Origin of the sequence: Bordetella pseudohinzii (assembly GCF_000657795.2) — a bacterium.
GTDB lineage: Bacteria > Pseudomonadota > Gammaproteobacteria > Burkholderiales > Burkholderiaceae_B > Bordetella > Bordetella pseudohinzii.
Genome location: NZ_JHEP02000002.1, coordinates 50388 through 66860, shown reverse-complemented (window position 1 = coordinate 66860; position 16473 = coordinate 50388). Strand labels below are relative to the sequence as shown.

The following is a 16473-nucleotide window of genomic DNA, read 5'->3' as shown; positions in this document are numbered from 1 at the left end:
CCCATCTTAGGCCGGGGTCCGCCAGGCCGCTAGCCCACAATCAGGTCCTGCATCGTTCTGAAAATAGGACGATCTACGGGGGCAGCCCCTCATCATGGGCGGCGCCGGCCCCGCCGCGCCGGACAGCCTGGACGGCGTCAGGGCGGTTTGCCCATCTCCGGGCTATGCGATACTGGTTCCGGCTAGTAGGGAGGCGCTGACATGGCGGTCTACACACTGGAGCAGTTGCGTCGCATCGAGGCAAACGCCCGCAGCGCGGGCATGGATCTGATGGCGCGTGCCGGCCGCGCGGCGGCCGAATTCATCTCCGAACGCCACGAGCCGGCCAGCCATGTCCTGGCGCTGGCCGGCCCCGGCAACAATGGCGGCGACGCCCTGGTCGCGGCCACGCATCTGCTGCGCCAGGGCTATGCGGTGCAGGTCGTGATGCCGGGCGATCCCGCGCGCCTGCCGGCCGATGCGGTCCAGGCCTATGCGCGCTGGCGCGCCGCCGGCGGCGTCGAGGATCCCGCCCTGCCCACGTCCGCGCCCGATGTGGTCATCGATGGCCTGTTCGGCATCGGCCTGGCGCGCCCCTTGGGCGAGCCCTGGCAAGGCCTGGTCGACGCCATCAACCGCTGGCGGGTGCCGGTATTGGCGCTGGATGTGCCCAGCGGCCTGTCGGCGCGCACGGGACAGCCCCTGGGCCGTCCGGTCCAGGCGACCTGGACCCTGTCCTTCATTGGCACGCCCGCGGGGCTGGCCGGCGGGGCGCCCGCCATGGGGGCATGCTTCGAGGATGGCCTGGGCCTGGAGCCTCAGTGGCTCTCGGCCGTGCTGGCGGCCTGAGGCCGGCCGCCGAAGCGGCTCAGGACATCCGCCGTCAGGGGGCGGTAGCGGTCGTTCTCGCGGCCGGCCACGGCGTCCAGGTGCCGCTCCGAAGCGTCGAAAAGCCGCCAATACAGCTGGCCGCAGAGCTCGCGGGCCGGACCGCCGGGCCAGTCGGCCGGCAGCATGGGCACGGGCAGCTGCGGGTCGTGCAGCACGATGCGGCGCCAGTGGTGCAAGAGCAGCACGCGCAGCGCGAAAGCCTGCGGCGGCGGGGGCGGCCCGTCGGCCACCAGCGGCGCCAGGGGCGCGAAGCTGCGGGTAAAGAGCCGGTATTGTTCGGCCACCGCATCCAGGTTCCAGCATTGCGGCACCAGGCTGGCGATGGGCAGGCCGCCGGCGCCGGCCAGGTCGCGCGCGGCCAGCACCAGCGCCTTGTCGGGGATGCCCAGCTGTTCGAGGATGTCGTGCGCGGCGCGCGCCTCGGTGGCGGGATGGGCGAACAGGCCCGGGGCCACCAGGGCGAAACCTTCCCATTCCAGCGCGCGGCGCAGTTCGGCGCGCTCGGCCAGGCCGTTGCCGCCGGTGCGCGGCAGCGCCACCAGCGTCCATTCGCCGTGCCACTGCTGCGGCGGCCCCTCATAGATGCGTTGCGAGGCCAGCGCCGTCAGGCGCCGCCCGGTGTCGGACATCAGATAGAGGCTGCGGCGGCCATGGCGCTCGGACCGCAGCCAATCCTGGGCGACCAGGCGGAAGACGCTGGTGCGCAGCAGGCGCTCATTGATGCCCACGGGGGCCAGCAGCTCGATCAGGTCGCCCAGCCAGATGGCGCCGCCATGCGGCCCCAAGGCATCGCCCAGCAGGCTGACGCACAGCGATTTGGCGCGCGGCGGATCCTGTTCGAGCAGGCGGGCCAGAAAGCGGTCCAGGGGCGGCGTTGCGGAACTAGCCATAAAAGGGACGGTTGTCAGCCGCGATGTTATCGGTCTGCCCGACATGATACATAAACCTGACGTGATACAGAAATAAGTTTGACAATGGAATTTTTGTATTAAATAATCAAGCCATCAAGAAACAGATCAGGCGGGGCTTGGCGCCCGCCCTTCGCCGAAGGAGACAACTATGTACGCGCAACTGGTCGATACCGGTGTCAAGCAGCTGCGCCGGGCGGACGAACTGTCCGGCCCCGAGCGCGAGTTCCAGCGCCGCGTGGACGAGGGCGTGCGCATCGAGGCCAAGGATTGGATGCCCGATGCCTATCGCAAAACCCTGGTGCGCCAGATTTCCCAGCACGCGCATTCCGAGATCGTCGGCATGCTCCCGGAGGGCAACTGGATCAGCCGCGCGCCCACGCTCAAGCGCAAGGCCATCCTGCTGGCCAAGGTGCAGGACGAAGCCGGCCACGGCCTCTATCTCTACAGCGCGGCCGAGACCCTGGGCGTGTCGCGCGACGAGCTGATCGATGACTTGCATTCGGGCAAGGCCAAGTACTCCAGCATCTTCAATTACCCCACGCTGAGCTGGGCCGACATCGGCATGATCGGCTGGCTGGTCGATGGCTCGGCCATCATCAACCAGATCCCGCTTTGCCGCTGTTCCTATGGTCCCTATGCGCGCGCCATGGTGCGTGTCTGTAAGGAAGAGTCCTTCCATCAGCGCCAGGGCTATGACCTGCTCATCCAGATGTGCCTGCACGGCACGCCCGAGCAGAAGGCCATGTGCCAGGATGCCTTGAACCGCTGGTGGTGGCCCGCCCTGATGATGTTCGGCCCCTCGGATGCCGACTCTCCCAACAGCGCGCAGTCCATGCAATGGAAGATCAAGCTGTTCTCCAACGATGAGCTGCGCCAGAAAATGGTCGACCAGACCGTGCCCCAGGCCGAATACCTGGGCCTGACCGTCCCCGATCCCGACCTCAAGTGGAACGCCGAGCGCGGCCACTACGATTTCGGCGAGATCAAGTGGGATGAGTTCTACGCCGTCATCAAGGGCAATGGTCCCTGCAACCGCGAACGGCTGGCGGCCCGCGTCAAGGCGCACGAGGACGGCGCCTGGGTGCGCGACGGCCTGGCGGCCTACGCCGAAAAACAGGCCCGCCGCAAGGCCGCCTGAGCGCGCCGGACCGACCTTTTCCACTTCTGCACGAACAAGGCGCGCCGCGCGCGCCGGGGATACGCATCATGAGCAAAGAATGGCCCCTCTGGGAAGTCTTCATCCGCAGCCAGCACGGTCTGGCGCACAAGCATGTGGGCAGCCTGCACGCGCCCGACGCCGAAATGGCCATCAACCATGCGCGCGATGTCTACACGCGCCGCAACGAGGGCCTGAGCATCTGGGTGGTGCGCGCCAGCGACATCACGGCCAGCAGCCCCGGCGACAAGGAGCCGCTGTTCGAGCCGGCCAATAACAAGGTCTATCGCCATCCGACCTTTTTCCCGATGCCCGAAGAAATCAAGCACATGTAAGGCGGCGGCATGGACAAGCAACTGTTTGAATACCTGCTGCGCCTGGGCGACACCAGCCTCATCCTGTCGCAGCGCTTGGGGGAGTGGTGCGGCCACGGGCCCGTGCTCGAAGAAGATCTCGCGCTGACCAATACCGCGCTCGACCTGCTGGGCCAGGCCCGCATGTGGCTGACCCTGGCCGGCGAGGTCGAAGGCGGCGGCCGCGACGAGGACCAGCTCGCCTATCTGCGCGACGCCCACCAGTTCCGCAACTGCCTGCTGGTCGAGCAGCCCAATGGCAACTATGGCGACACCATGGCGCGCCAGTTTTTGTTCGATGTCTGGCACTATTTCCTGCTCCAGCAGCTGACGCAGTCCAAGGATGAGCGGGTGGCGGCCATCGCCGCCAAGGCCCTCAAGGAAGTCACCTACCATGTGCGCCGCTCCTCCGACCTGGTGGTGCGCCTGGGCGATGGCACCGAAGAAAGCCATCGCCGCATGCAGGCCGCCATCGACGCGGCCTGGACCTTCGCCGGCGAGCTCTTTGCCGACGACGAGGTCGACCGTGACCTGGCCGCGCGCGGCATCGCCGTCGAGCGCGCCACGCTGCGCGAACCCTGGCTGGCCCATGTGCGCGAGGTGCTCGAAGAGGCCACGCTCGCCGTGCCCGACGAGCGCGAGGCCTTCCACCTCCTGCGCCAGGGCGGCTGGCAGGGCCGCCATACCGAGGCCCTGGGCTATGTGCTGGCCGAGATGCAGTATCTGCAGCGCGCCTATCCCGGAGCCCGCTGGTGAACAGCCGCATCGGCCGCGATCAGGTGATGGACTGGCTCGGGGGCGTTCCCGACCCCGAGATCCCGGTCCTGTCCGTGGTCGACCTCGGCGTGGTGCGCGACGTGGACTGGGAGGGCGAGACCTGCGTGGTCACCATCACGCCCACGTACTCGGGCTGCCCGGCCATGCGCGAGATCACCGAGGACATCGTCCGCGTGCTCGCCAGCCATGGCCTGCCGCAGGTCCGCGTGCAGACCCGTTTGTCGCCGGCGTGGACGACGGATTGGATGACGGCGCGCGGCCGCGCCGCGCTCAAGGGTTATGGCATTGCCGCCCCCGCCGAGCGCTCCGTGGACATCTCCGGCATCAGCCGCCGGCAGGCCATGCCGGCCATCCCCTGTCCGCGCTGCGGCTCGGCCAATACGCGCCTGGTCAGCCATTTCGGCTCTACCTCCTGCAAGGCCCTGTACCGTTGCGCGGATTGCCGCGAGCCCTTTGATTACTTCAAGACGCATTGAGCGCTTATTCCATGAGCCAGCCCCAATTCCATACGCTCAAGGTGGCCTCGGTGGCGCGCAACACGCGCGATGCCGTGGTGGTCACCTTTGATCTGCCCGCAGCCTTGCGCGAGACGTTTGCCTTCCGCCCCGGCCAATACCTGACCCTGCGCACCGAACTCAATGGCGAAGAAGTGCGCCGCTCCTATTCGATCTGCTCGGCGCCCCAGGACGGCATCCTGCGGGTGGCCATCAAGCAGGTCGACGAAGGCGTGTTCTCCAGCTGGGCCAACCGCCAGCTGCAGCCCGGGCAGGACCTGGAGGTGATGGCGCCGGCCGGCAATTTCACGATCGATTTCTCGCCGGAGCAGCAGCGCCACTATGTCGCTTTCGCGGTGGGCAGCGGCATCACCCCGGTGTTCTCCCTGGTCAAGACGGCGCTGTCGACCGAACCCGGCAGCCGCTTCACGCTGTTTTTCGGCAACCGCGCGTCCTCGTCGGTGCTGTTTCGCGAAGAGATCGAAGACCTGAAGAACCGCTATATGGAGCGCTTCTCGCTGGTCTACATCATGAGCCGCGAATCGCAGGATATCGAGCTGTTCAACGGCCGCCTGGACGGCGATAAGGTCGAGCAGCTCATGAACACCTGGATGGCCGGCGACGATGTGGATTACGCTTTTGTCTGCGGCCCGCAGACCATGATCGAAAGCGTGGTGCAGCGCCTGGGCGAGCGCGGCATGGACAAGTCGCGCATCAAGTTCGAGCTGTTCGGCGCACCCAAGGGGCCACGCAGCCTGCGCACCGGCCGCGAGGCGGCAGTGGCGCCGGGCAAGGGCCAGTGCGAAGTGACCGTCATCCAGGACGGCCACAGCCGCAGTTTTTCCATCGCCAAGAACCAGGACAGCGTACTGGACGCGGCCCTGGCCCAGGGTGTTGAATTGCCATATTCCTGCAAGGGCGGCGTCTGTTCGACCTGCCGTTGCAAGGTTGTCGAGGGCGAGGTGGACATGGATGCCAACTTCGCCCTGGAAGATTACGAAGTGGCGCGCGGTTTTGTCCTGAGCTGCCAGAGCTACCCGGTCAGCGACCGGCTGGTGCTGGACTTCGACCAGGAAACCTGAGCGCGGTCCTCATTGCGGATTCACAAAAATAATCGGAGAGTAGGCAGTGTCCCAAGATTTCTTTGAACGTCACCAGCCCGTGCTGGAAAAGGCCCTGGCGGCCGCCCGCGAACGCGGCTACTGGAGCCCGTTTGCCGAGTCGCCCAGCCCGCGCAACTATGGCGAGACGGCGGCCCAGGATGGCCAGGCCGCCTTCGAGGCCCTGTTGGGCAAGGATTTCCCGCTGGCGGCGACTGGCGCCCAAGGCAAGGCGGGCGGCGAAGTCTCGCCCTTTGGCTTTGCCCTGAACATCGCCTATCCGCGCATCGCGCCGGCCACGCTGCTGGCCAATGCCGGCATGGCCGGCCAGGCCTGGCGCCGCGCCGGCCCCCGCGCCTGGGTGGGCGTGTCGCTGGAGATCCTGGCGCGCCTGAACCGCCGCAGCTTCGAGATGGCGCATGCCGTGCAGCATACGACTGGCCAGGGTTTCATGATGGCCTTCCAGGCTGGCGGCCCCCATGCCCAGGACCGCGGCCTGGAGGCCGTGGCCTATGCCTGGCAGGAAATGTCGCGCATCCCCGAGGTCGCGCTCTGGGAAAAGCCCCAAGGCAAGAATGATCCCATCAAGATGGAAAAGCGCTTTACCGTGGTGCCGCGCGGCGTGGCCCTGGTGATCGGCTGCTCGACCTTCCCCACCTGGAACGGCTATCCGGGCCTGTTCGCCAGCCTGGCGACCGGCAATACCGTCATCGTCAAGCCGCATCCGGCGGCCATCCTGCCCCTGGCCCTGACCGTTCAGGTGGCGCGCGAAGTGCTGGCCGAGGCCGGCTTCGACCCCGACGTGGTGCAACTGGCCGTCCACGAGGCGGGCGACGACACCGCGCAGCGCCTGGCGCTGGATCCCGCCGTCAAGATCATCGACTTCACCGGCAGCACGGCCAATGGCGACTGGCTGGAGCAGAACGCCCGCCAGGCCCTGGTCTACACCGAAAAGGCCGGCGTCAACCAGGTCATCATCGATTCGGCCGAAGACATCAAGGGCGTGGCGCGCAACCTGGCGTTTTCGCTGGCGCTGTATTCCGGCCAGATGTGCACGGCGCCCCAGAATATCTATGTGCCGCGTGACGGCATCCAGACGGCCGAAGGCCGCCTGAGTTTCGACGAGGTGGCCCAGGCCATCGCCACGGCGGTCGAAAAGCTGGCCGGCGACGCGGCCCGCGCGGTCGAGCTGACCGGCGCCATCCAGAGCGAGGCGACGGCCGAGCGCATCGAGCGCGCCCGCGCCCTGGGCCTGCCGGTGCTGGCCGACTCGCGCAGCCTGCAGCACCCGCAATTCGAGCAGGCGCGCGTGCGCACGCCCCTGGTGCTGCGCGCCGAGGCCGGCGACAGCCGTATTTTCCAGGAATGGTTCGGCCCCATCTCCTTCGTGGTGGCGACCGATTCGACCGAGCACAGCGTGGCGCTGGCGCGCGACACCGTGCGCGAGCATGGCGCGCTCAGCCTGTCGGCCTACACCACCGACGAGGGCGTGGCCGCCCGCATCCAGGATGCGGCCGAGGTCGCCGGCGTGGCGTTGTCGCTCAACCTGACCGGCGCGGTCTTCGTCAATCAGACCGCCGCTTTCAGCGATTTCCATGGCACCGGCGCCAACCCGGCCGCCAATGCGGCCCTGTCGGATAGCGCCTTCGTGGCCAACCGCTTCCGCGTGGTGCAAACCCGCCGTCACGTTTGAGGAGCCTGCCATGAGCTACCAGGACATCCAGTTTTCGCTGGCCGACGGCATCGCCCGGCTGACCTTGAACCGCCCCGACAAACTCAACAGCTTCACCGCCCGCATGCATGGCGAGGTGGCCGATGCGCTGACCCAGGTCGAGACCCAGGGCGCCCGCGTGCTGGTGCTGACCGGCGCGGGCCGCGGCTTCTGCGCCGGCCAGGATCTCTCCGAACGCCGTCCAGGTCCGGACGGCGCGCCGCCCGATCTGGGCGAGACCGTCGAGAAGTATTACGCGCCGCTGGTGCGCCGCCTGGCGGCGCTGCCCATGCCGGTGCTGGTGGGCGTCAACGGCGTGGCCGCCGGCGCGGGCGCCAATCTGGCGCTGGCCGGCGACATCGTCATCGCCAAGGAATCGGCCAGCTTCATCCAGTCGTTCTGCCGCCTGGGGCTGATCCCGGACACCGGCGGCACCTTCGCGCTGCCGCGCCTGGTGGGCCGTGCCCGCGCCTTCGGGCTGGCCATGCTGGGCGACAAGATTCCGGCGCGCCAGGCGCAGGAATGGGGCCTGATCTGGCAATGCGTGGCCGACGAGGCATTTGACGACACGCTGGACGGCATGGCGCGCCACTTCGCGCGCGCGCCGACCAAGGGGCTGGCCTTCACCAAGCGCGCCCTGCAGGCCAGTCTGTCCAATGACCTGGCCGCCCAGCTCGACCTGGAGCGCGACATGATGCGCGAACTGGGCCGCAGCGCCGACTATGCCGAGGGGGTCGCGGCCTTCCTCGACAAGCGCGAACCGCAGTTCAAGGGGCAATGATGAGCGCACTCCAGACAGCGGTGCCCACCGATCCCCAGGCGCTGGCCGAAGCGGTCGGCGCGACCATGTATGCCGGCGATGCCGCCTCCCAGGCCCTGGGCATGAAGGTGGTGGAGATCGCCCCCGGCTATGCCCGCCTGACCATGACGGTGCGCGGCGATATGCTCAACGGCCACAAGACCTGCCATGGCGGCTTCATTTTCGCCCTGGCCGACAGCACCTTTGCCTTCGCCTGCAATTCGCGCAACGTCAGCACCGTGGCCTCGGGCTGCGTCATCGACTATCTCGCGCCGGGCTATGAGGGCGATGTGCTCACCGCCGTGGCGCAGGAGCGTTCGCTGGCCGGCCGCACCGGTGTCTATGACATCACCGTGACCAACCAGGAAGGACGCAATGTGGCCGTTTTCCGCGGCCGTTCCTATCGAATAAAAGGGCAGATCGTCGGCGACGCCGAGGCTTGAGCCCGAGGTTTTTCAATTGCGAAGGCGGCCCGACGGGGCCGCGCAGAATATTCAGGAGAGAGACACCATGCCCACTACCCTCAGCAAGCCGGGGCTGGATCCGATCGAACACGCCAGCCGCGACGAACTGCAGGCCTTGCAGCTCGAAAGGCTGAAATGGACTGTCAGCCACGCCTACCAGAATGTGCCGCACTATAAAAAGGCCTTCGACGAGGCGGGCGTGCACCCGGACGATCTCAAGCAGCTCTCCGACATCGCCAAGTTTCCTTTCACGAGCAAGAAAGACCTGCGCGACAACTACCCCTTCGGCATGTTCGCCGTGCCGCGCGAGCGCATATCGCGCGTCCATGCCTCCAGCGGCACGACCGGCAAGCCCACCGTGGTCGGCTATACCGCGCGCGACCTGGACAACTGGGCCAACCTGGTGGCGCGCTCCATCCGCGCCGCGGGCGGCAAGCCGGGCGACATCATCCACGTGGCCTATGGCTACGGCCTGTTCACGGGCGGGCTGGGCGCGCACTACGGCGCAGAGCGCCTGGGCTGCACCGTCATCCCCATGTCGGGCGGCCAGACCGAGAAGCAGGTGCAGCTGATCAATGATTTCCGTCCGGACATCATCATGGTCACGCCTTCCTACTTCTGCAACATCCTTGAAGAACAGCGCCGCCAGGGCCTGGATCCGCGCCAGAGCTCGCTGCGCATCGGCATTTTCGGCGCCGAGCCCTGGACTGGCCAGATGCGCCAGGATATCGAGGCTGAAGCGGGCATCGACGCCGTGGACATCTATGGCCTGTCGGAAGTGATGGGGCCGGGCGTGGCCAGCGAATGCGTCGAGACCAAGGACGGCCCCGTGGTGTGGGAAGACCACTTTTACGCCGAGATCATCAACCCCGACACGGGCGTGCCCGTGGCCGAGGGCGAGTCCGGCGAACTGGTGTTCACCTCGCTCACCAAGGAAGCCATGCCCATCATCCGCTACCGCACGCGCGACCTGACGCGGCTGCTGCCGCCGACTTCGCGCAGCATGCGCCGCATCGGCAAGATCACCGGCCGCAGCGACGACATGCTCATCGTGCGCGGGGTCAATCTCTTCCCGACCCAGGTCGAGGAACTGGTGCTCAAGATCACGCAGCTGGCGCCGCACTACCAGCTGGTCTTGACGCGCAGCGGCAATCTGGACGAGCTGGAGATCCTCACCGAACTGCGTCCCGAGTTCGGCAGTCTGTCGGAAAGCGATCGCGCCGCCGTGGGCAAGCAGCTGCAGCACGCCGTGAAGTCCTATATCGGCGTGAGCGCCCGCATCCAGGTGGCCGATGCCGGCTTCGTCGAACGCACCCTGACCGGCAAGGCGCGCCGCGTCATCGACAAGCGTCCCAAGGGCTGACGCCTGGCGGCGGCAGGGCTTGCCCCGCGCCGCGCCCGCCTGGCGCGCAGGCGCCCCGGAGGGGCGCCCGCGTGGTGATCAGTGGCTGATCATCCAGGGCCGCGCGCCGGCGAAGGTCTTGCCGCCGTCGGCGGTTTGGCGGGTGCGCCCCGGAGACTTGGCGCCGCCGCAGCAGCCGCAGCCCATGCCATGGCCCGCGCGGCTGCTGCGCGGTTCGTGGGCGGCGCGTTCGTTGACGGCCCGGGCGCGGTTGATGGCCGAGGACAAGGCCGATACCGCCGGCGCGCCGCTGACATAGCGTTCGCAGGCGCTGCCGCAGTCGGGGCAGGGCGCGGGGTCGCGCCACTGCGCCAGCGGCCGCAGTACCGAGAACGCGCCGCAATCGGCGCAGCGATAGTCGTACAGGGGCATGGCGCGCTCCTTAGCGGTCCGGGGCGATGGGCATGTCGATATTGCCCTTGAGGTGCTTGACCGGGCCGCTGGCGCTGGGCTGGATGTCGAACTCGAAGATCTCGGTCGGCAGCCACAGCGTGGCGCAGGCGTTGGGAATGTCCACCACGCCGCTGATATGGCCTTGCACGGGCGCGGTGCCCAGGATGGAGTAGGCCTGGGCGCCCGAATAGCCGAATTTCTTCAGGTATTCGATGGCGTTCAGGCAGGCCTGGCGATAGGCGATGTGCACGTCCAGATAGTGCTGCTTGCCGCCTTCGTCGACCGAGATGCCCTCGAAGATCAGGTAGTCCTTGTAGTTGGGGGTGATGGGGCTGGGCTTGAAGATGGGATTGCGGATGCCGTACTTGTCCATGCCGCCCTTGATGAGGGAGACGCGCATATGCACCCAGCCGGCCATTTCGATGGCGCCGCAGAAGGTGATCTCGCCGTCACCCTGCGAGAAATGCAGATCGCCGACCGACAGGCCGCCGCCGGCCACATAGACCGGGAAGAAGACGCGCGAGCCGCGCGACAGATCCTTGATGTCGCAGTTGCCGCCATGTTCGCGCGGCGGCACCGTGCGCGCCCCGGTGGCCGCGGCGCGTTCGCGCTCGGCGCCCTTGAGTTTGCCCATGTGGGCGGTCTTGGCCGCGGGCGGGTTGGCCAGCGGCGGCACGCGCTCGGGATCGCTGTCGATCAGGGCCTGTTCGCGCTGGTTCCATTTGTCCAGCAGCGCCTGGTCCGGCAGGCAGCCGATCAGGCCGGGGTGGATGAGGCCGGCGAAGCGCACGCCGGGGATGTGGCGCGAGGAGGTGAACATGCCCTCGAAGTCCCAGATCGATTTCTGCGCCAGGGGGAAGTGCTCGGTCAGGAAGCCGCCGCCGTTTTTCTTGCTGAAAAAGCCGTTGAAGCCCCACAAGCTGTCGTCCTTGGCGCCGATGTCCAGCAGGTCGACCACCAGCAGATCGCCCGGCTCGGCGCCCTCGACGCCCACCGGACCGGACAGGAAGTGCACCGTGGAGAGGTCGACGTCGCGCACATCGGAGGCGTCGTCGTCGTTCTTGATCGCGCCGCCGGTCCAGTCGTAGGTTTCGAGCACGAAGTCGTCGCCCGGCTTGACCCAGACGGCCATGGGGATGTCGGGGTGCCAGCGGTTGTGGATGCCGTCGTTTTCGTAGGGCGATTGCGCCAGATCGACTTTGATCAGGGTTTCGGGCATGGCTTGCTCCTTCGGAGGGAAGTTCAGACAGACAGGTATTTGCTGATCGTCTGTTCGTCGACGTGTTCGCGCAGGTCTTCGTGGACGAAGCGGCCTTTGTCGATCACGATCAGCCGGTCGGCGATCTGCAAGGTGAAACTCAGGACTTGTTCGGAGACGATGATGGCCAGGTCGCGCAGCTTGCGGATTTCGAGCAGGCTGCGCGCGATGTCCTTGATGACCGAGGGCTGTATGCCCTCGGTGGGCTCGTCCAGCAGCAGCACGCGCGGATTGGTGACCAGGGCCCGGGCGATGGCCAGCTGCTGCTGCTGGCCGCCCGACAGGTCGCCGCCGCGCCGCCGGCGCATGTCGTACAGCACCGGGAAGAGGGCATAGATTTCCTCGGGCACCGGGTCGCGCAGCGCCCGTCCGCGCAGCCCGGTGCGAATGTTTTCCTCGACCGTCAGCGTGGGGAAGATCATGCGGCCTTGCGGCACATAGGCCACGCCGCTGCGCACGCGCTGATGGCTTTCCAGGCGCGCCAGCGGCGCGCCGTCCAGCGTGATGGCGCCCTGCATGGCGGGCAGCAGGCCCATCAGGGTCTTGAACAGCGTCGTCTTGCCCATGCCGTTGCGGCCCATCACGGCGACGATCTCGCCCTGCGCCACCGTCAGGTCCACGCCATGGATCACCCGGCTTTGGCCATAGCCCGATACCAGGCCAGCGATATTGAACATATTGCCTCCCGGCCTCAGTGGCCCAGATAGACTTCGACCACGCGCGGGTCGGATTGCACTTTGTCCATGCTGCCCTCGGCCAGGACCTTGCCCTGGTGCAGCACGGTGACCTTGTGCGCGATGTTCTTGACGAACTCCATGTCGTGCTCGATGACGATCATCGATCGGTCGCGGCTGATGCGGCCCAGCAGTTCGGCCGTGCGTTCGCGCTCCGAGACGCTCATGCCGGCGACCGGCTCGTCCAGCATCATGAGTTCGGGCTCCTGCATGAGCAGCATGCCGATCTCCAGCCATTGCTTCTGGCCGTGCGACAGCAGTTCGGCCGGACGGTCCAGCAGCGGAGCGAGAAAGATCTCCTCGGCCACCTGTTCGACACGCTCGATCACGTCGGCGGTGCGCTTGAAGGTCAGCGCGCCCAGCACGTCGCGGCCGCGCGGATAGGAGACTTCCAGGTTCTCGCGCACCGAAAGGGTTTCGTAGATGGACGGCGTCTGGAATTTGCGGCCCACGCCGGCGCGCACGATCTCGTACTCGGCCAGGCGGGTGAGCTCGGTGTCCTTGAAGCGGATCGAGCCCCCCGTGGCGCGGGTGCGGCCGCAGATCAGGTCCAGCAGCGTGGTCTTGCCCGCGCCATTGGGGCCGATGATGACGCGCAGCTCGCCCTGGTCCACATACAGGTTGAGGTCGTTGACGGCGACAAAGCCATTGAAGGAGACCGTCAGGCCTTCGATATAGAGGGCGAATTCCGTGGTGCTCATGCGGCCTCCGTGGCGCCGTCGGCCGGGTCGCGCGAGACCTTGCGCTTGAGCCGGGGCTTGATGTACTGGTTGTAGAGACCGGCCAGGCCGTTCGGGAAGGCCATGACCACCGCGATGAAGAGCCCGCCCATGAGAAACAGCCACAGCTGCGGGAAGCTCTCGGAGAAATAGCTCTTGCCGAAATTGACCAGCAGCGTGCCGTAGACGGCGCCCAGCAGCGAGAGCCGGCCGCCGACCGCGGCGAAGATCACCATTTCGATGGAGGGCACGATGCCGACGAAGGAGGGCGACATAAAGCCGACTTGCAGGGTGAACATCGCCCCGCCTATGGCCGAGAACACCGCCGCCACGCAGAAGACGAAGACCTTGAAACTGGCGACGTCATAGCCCGAGAAGCGCACGCGCTCCTCCTTGTCGCGCATGGCCACCAGCAGCTTGCCAAGTTTGGACGACAGCAGGAAGCGCCCGAACAGGATGCAGCCGAACAGCAGGGCGGCATTGACGAAGTACAGCGTCAGCCTGGCGCCGTCGCTGCGGATGTCCCAGCCCAGCAGGGTCTTGAGGTCGGTGATGCCGTTGACGCCGCCGGTCCAGCCCTGCTGGCCGATGATGAGCACCGAGAGGATGAGCGCGACGGCCTGGGTGACAATGGCGAAATAGGTGTCGCCCACGCGGCGCTTGAACATCGCCATGCCCAGGATGAGTGCCAGCAGGCAGGGCACCACGGGAATGGCCAGCAGCGTGAACCAGAAACTCTTGAAAGGCACCCAGAACCAGGGCAGGGCCGTGAGCTGGTTCCAGTCCATGAAATCCGGGATGCCGGGCGTGGACTGGATCTTGGTCGCCTCGACGGTCGAGGCCTCCAGCTTCAGGAACATGGCCATGCAATAGCCGCCCAGGCCGAAGAAGACGCCCTGGCCCAGGCTGAGGATGCCGCCATAGCCCCAGCACAGCACCAGACCCAGGGCCACGAAGGCGTAGGTGAGGTATTTGCCGATGAGGTTCAGGCGGAAGACGTCCAGGGCCAGTGGGAAGACCACGAAGATCACGGCCGCCAGGATCAGCAGCCCGGCCAGGCCGCCGCCGCCGCCCAGCACATTGCGATAGAACTTCTGCATGATGGCGACTCCTACTTGCGGACGCGGATGCTGAACAGGCCTTGCGGACGCAGCATCAGGATGATGACGACGACCGACAGGGTGAGGACCTTGGCCATGGAGCCGGTCATGAAGAACTCCGAGATGGACTGGGTCTGGGCGATGACAAAGGCCGAAGCGATGGTGCCGAAGAGGCTGGCCGCGCCGCCGAAGACCACGGTCAGGAAGGTGTCGACGATATAGAGCGAGCCGCTGGTCGGCCCGGTCGAGCCTATGGTGGTGAAGGCCGCGCCGGCGATGCCGGCGATGCCGCAGCCCAGCGCGAAGGTCACGCGGTCGACCCGCCGCGTGTCGATGCCGACGGCCGCGCTCATGGCGCGGTTTTGCACGGTGGCGCGCACATGCAGGCCCCAGGTCGAGCGGAACAGCCCCAGCAGCAGGGCGCCGGTGAGCACGATGCTGATGGACATGACGAACAGGCCGTTGATGGGGATGTCCACCCCGTCCAGCGGCTGCCAGGAACCCATCAGCCAATCGGGCAGCGTGGGGCTGACCTCGCGCGGGCCGAAGATGGAGCGCAGCGATTGCTGCAGCACCAGCGACAGGCCCCAGGTCGCCAGCAGCGTGTCCAGCGGGCGGCGATAGAGATGACGGATCATCAGCCACTCCGCCAGCCAGCCCAGTCCGAAGGTCACGGCAAAGGCCAGCACGATGGCAAAGAAGAAATAGGCCGGCATCATGCCCGGCGCGTACTGCTGCACCAGTTCGGAGCACAGATAGGTGCAATAGGCGCCCACCGCCAGGAACTCGCCGTGGGCCATGTTGATGACGCCCATCTGGCCGAAGATGATGGCCAGCCCGAGCGCCATCAGCAGCAGCACGCTGAAGACCGACAGGCCATTGAAGCCCTGCATCAGCAGAATGGCTCCCAGGTCGGAAAAGGATTCCATGGATTGCTCCCGGCAGAAAGCGGCGCCCCGGCGCCGCGTATCGCGATGGCTTATTGGTAACCCTTGGGGAAGGGATCGGGCTTGATGAGGTCGGGCGTTTCGAAGATGACGTCGAACTGGCCGTCCTTGCGGATCTGGCCGATGCGGGTGCGGCTCCACAAGTGATGGTTGGGATCCACCTTGACGTAGCCCTCGGGCGCTTCCTTGAACTCCAGGTTGGCCGAGGCGGCCACCACCTTGTCCACGTCGAAGCTGCCGGCCTTCTCGACCGCCATCTTCCACAGCCAGGGGCCGAGGTAGGCGGCCTGCGTCACATCGCCGATGACGGCGTTGGCGCCATACTTGGCCTTGAAGGCTTCGACGAATTTCTTGTTGTTGGGGTTGTCCAGGCTCTGGAAGTACTTCATGCAGGACCAGAAACCTTCGGCGTTCTCGCCGCCTATGCCCAGCAGCTCATCCTCGGTCACCGAGATCGTCAGCAGCTTCTGCTTGTCGGCCGTGACGCCGGCCGCCTTGAGCTGCTTGTAGAAGGACACATTGCTGCCGCCCACGACAACGGCGAACACCACGTCGGGTTTTTTCAGCTTGATCTTGTTGATGAGCGAGCCGAACTGGGTATGGCCCAGCGGGTAGTATTCCTCGCCGACGACCTCGCCCTTGAGCACGTTCTCGATGTGCTTGCGGGCGATCTTGTTGGAGGTGCGCGGCCAGATATAGTCGGAGCCGATCAGATAGAAGGTCTTGGCCTTTTTCTCGCGCGCCAGCCAGTCGATGCTGGACAGGATCTGCTGCGTGGCCTCCTGGCCGGTATAGAACACATTCTTGGACTGCTCCAGCCCTTCATAGAAGGTCGGGTAGTAGAGCAGGCCGTTCTCTTTCTCGAACACCGGCAGCACGGCCTTGCGCGAGGCCGAGGTCCAGCAGCCGAACACCGTGGCCACCTTGTCGCTGACCAGCAGCTTGCGCGCTTTTTCGGCGAAGGTGGGCCAATCCGAGGCGCCATCCTCCTGGATGACCTTGATCTTGCGGCCCAGGATGCCGCCCATGGCGTTGATCTGGTCGATGGCCAGGCGTTCGGACTGGATCGAGCCGGTCTCGCTGATCGCCATCGTGCCGGTGGCCGAGTGCAGCTGGCCGACCGTGACCTCGGTGTCGGTGACGGCCAGGCCGGTCGTGTTGGCGGCCGCGCGGCCGAGCATGGGCATGCCCAGCAGGGGCAGGGAGGCCAGGGCCAGGGTGGCGCGGCGGCGGGACGGCGAGGCCGGCGCGTTGTCGAACGGGGGTTTGCCAGACATCGGTGACT

At 66.6% G+C, this 16473-nt stretch carries 18 protein-coding genes; 10 read left to right on the top strand and 8 right to left on the bottom strand.

The genetic code is table 11. The annotated features are described in order from the left end of the window. Positions 1 to 201: 201 nt before the first annotated feature. Positions 202 to 828 (top strand): NAD(P)H-hydrate epimerase, encoded by a 627-nt coding sequence (locus tag L540_RS02515; protein ID WP_043212922.1) that lies wholly within the window; start codon positions 202 to 204, stop codon positions 826 to 828. Here the strand turns inward: L540_RS02515 and paaX are convergent. Next, positions 798 to 1760, bottom strand: a complete 963-nt coding sequence (gene paaX, locus L540_RS02510) for a phenylacetic acid degradation operon negative regulatory protein PaaX (protein ID WP_043212925.1) — start codon at positions 1758 to 1760, stop codon at positions 798 to 800. The two genes, L540_RS02515 and paaX, sit on opposite strands and share 31 nt — an antisense overlap. Before the next feature lie 169 nt (positions 1761 to 1929). Between paaX and paaA the strand changes: the two genes are divergently transcribed. From paaA to paaK, 9 genes are all read left to right on the top strand, one after another. Next, on the top strand, positions 1930 to 2919 hold the full coding sequence (gene paaA / locus L540_RS02505; RefSeq protein ID WP_043212927.1) for a 1,2-phenylacetyl-CoA epoxidase subunit PaaA: 990 nt from the start codon (positions 1930 to 1932) through the stop codon (positions 2917 to 2919). A 68-nt stretch (positions 2920 to 2987) separates the two neighbouring features. Next, positions 2988 to 3272, top strand: a complete 285-nt coding sequence (gene paaB / locus L540_RS02500) for a 1,2-phenylacetyl-CoA epoxidase subunit PaaB (RefSeq protein ID WP_029577288.1) — start codon at positions 2988 to 2990, stop codon at positions 3270 to 3272. A 9-nt stretch (positions 3273 to 3281) separates the two neighbouring features. Continuing rightward, entirely contained in the window at positions 3282 to 4046 is a 765-nt protein-coding gene (paaC, locus tag L540_RS02495) for a 1,2-phenylacetyl-CoA epoxidase subunit PaaC (protein WP_043212929.1), read from the top strand. 26 nt (positions 4047 to 4072) lie between these two features. Then, a complete protein-coding gene (gene paaD, locus L540_RS02490; protein WP_048025857.1) occupies positions 4073 to 4543 on the top strand; it encodes a 1,2-phenylacetyl-CoA epoxidase subunit PaaD in 471 nt (156 codons plus the stop codon). Between the two features lie 11 nt (positions 4544 to 4554). Beyond that, positions 4555 to 5643, top strand: coding sequence for a 1,2-phenylacetyl-CoA epoxidase subunit PaaE (gene paaE / locus L540_RS02485; RefSeq protein ID WP_043212934.1), 1089 nt, complete (start codon positions 4555 to 4557; stop codon positions 5641 to 5643). 46 nt (positions 5644 to 5689) lie between these two features. Next, positions 5690 to 7354, top strand: a complete 1665-nt coding sequence (gene paaN, locus L540_RS02480) for a phenylacetic acid degradation protein PaaN (RefSeq protein ID WP_043212937.1) — start codon at positions 5690 to 5692, stop codon at positions 7352 to 7354. Positions 7355 to 7364: 10 nt separating this feature from the next. Then, a complete protein-coding gene (gene paaG, locus L540_RS02475; protein ID WP_043212938.1) occupies positions 7365 to 8153 on the top strand; it encodes a 2-(1,2-epoxy-1,2-dihydrophenyl)acetyl-CoA isomerase PaaG in 789 nt (262 codons plus the stop codon). Then, the gene (gene paaI, locus L540_RS02470; RefSeq protein WP_372432930.1) at positions 8150 to 8614 is read left to right on the top strand and encodes a hydroxyphenylacetyl-CoA thioesterase PaaI; all 465 of its coding nucleotides are present in this window, start codon (positions 8150 to 8152) and stop codon (positions 8612 to 8614) included. Before paaG ends, paaI begins: the two co-directional genes overlap by 4 nt. A gap of 67 nt (positions 8615 to 8681) precedes the next feature. Further along, positions 8682 to 9998 (top strand): phenylacetate--CoA ligase PaaK, encoded by a 1317-nt coding sequence (gene paaK, locus L540_RS02465; RefSeq protein WP_043212944.1) that lies wholly within the window; start codon positions 8682 to 8684, stop codon positions 9996 to 9998. A 78-nt stretch (positions 9999 to 10076) separates the two neighbouring features. Here the strand turns inward: paaK and L540_RS02460 are convergent, their stop codons facing one another. The 7 genes from L540_RS02460 to urtA are packed head-to-tail and all read right to left on the bottom strand — an operon-like array spanning position 10077 to position 16465. Further along, complete coding sequence (locus tag L540_RS02460) at positions 10077 to 10409, bottom strand: zinc ribbon domain-containing protein (RefSeq protein WP_043212945.1); 333 nt, start codon at positions 10407 to 10409, stop codon at positions 10077 to 10079. 10 nt (positions 10410 to 10419) lie between these two features. Beyond that, positions 10420 to 11649, bottom strand: a complete 1230-nt coding sequence (fmdA, locus tag L540_RS02455) for a formamidase (RefSeq protein ID WP_043212946.1) — start codon at positions 11647 to 11649, stop codon at positions 10420 to 10422. A 23-nt stretch (positions 11650 to 11672) separates the two neighbouring features. Beyond that, complete coding sequence (gene urtE, locus L540_RS02450) at positions 11673 to 12365, bottom strand: urea ABC transporter ATP-binding subunit UrtE (protein ID WP_043212947.1); 693 nt, start codon at positions 12363 to 12365, stop codon at positions 11673 to 11675. Between the two features lie 14 nt (positions 12366 to 12379). Continuing rightward, positions 12380 to 13123 carry an urea ABC transporter ATP-binding protein UrtD gene (urtD, locus tag L540_RS02445; protein ID WP_043212949.1) on the bottom strand — a complete coding sequence of 248 codons (744 nt, stop codon included), beginning with the start codon at positions 13121 to 13123 and terminating at the stop codon, positions 12380 to 12382. Next, positions 13120 to 14241 (bottom strand): urea ABC transporter permease subunit UrtC, encoded by a 1122-nt coding sequence (gene urtC, locus L540_RS02440; protein WP_048025791.1) that lies wholly within the window; start codon positions 14239 to 14241, stop codon positions 13120 to 13122. Before urtC ends, urtD begins: the two co-directional genes overlap by 4 nt. An 11-nt stretch (positions 14242 to 14252) precedes the next feature. Next, the gene (gene urtB / locus L540_RS02435; RefSeq protein WP_043212951.1) at positions 14253 to 15170 is read right to left on the bottom strand and encodes an urea ABC transporter permease subunit UrtB; all 918 of its coding nucleotides are present in this window, start codon (positions 15168 to 15170) and stop codon (positions 14253 to 14255) included. Between the two features lie 50 nt (positions 15171 to 15220). Next, the gene (urtA, locus tag L540_RS02430) at positions 15221 to 16465 is read right to left on the bottom strand and encodes an urea ABC transporter substrate-binding protein (RefSeq protein ID WP_043212952.1); all 1245 of its coding nucleotides are present in this window, start codon (positions 16463 to 16465) and stop codon (positions 15221 to 15223) included. Between the last annotated feature and the right edge of the window lie 8 nt (positions 16466 to 16473).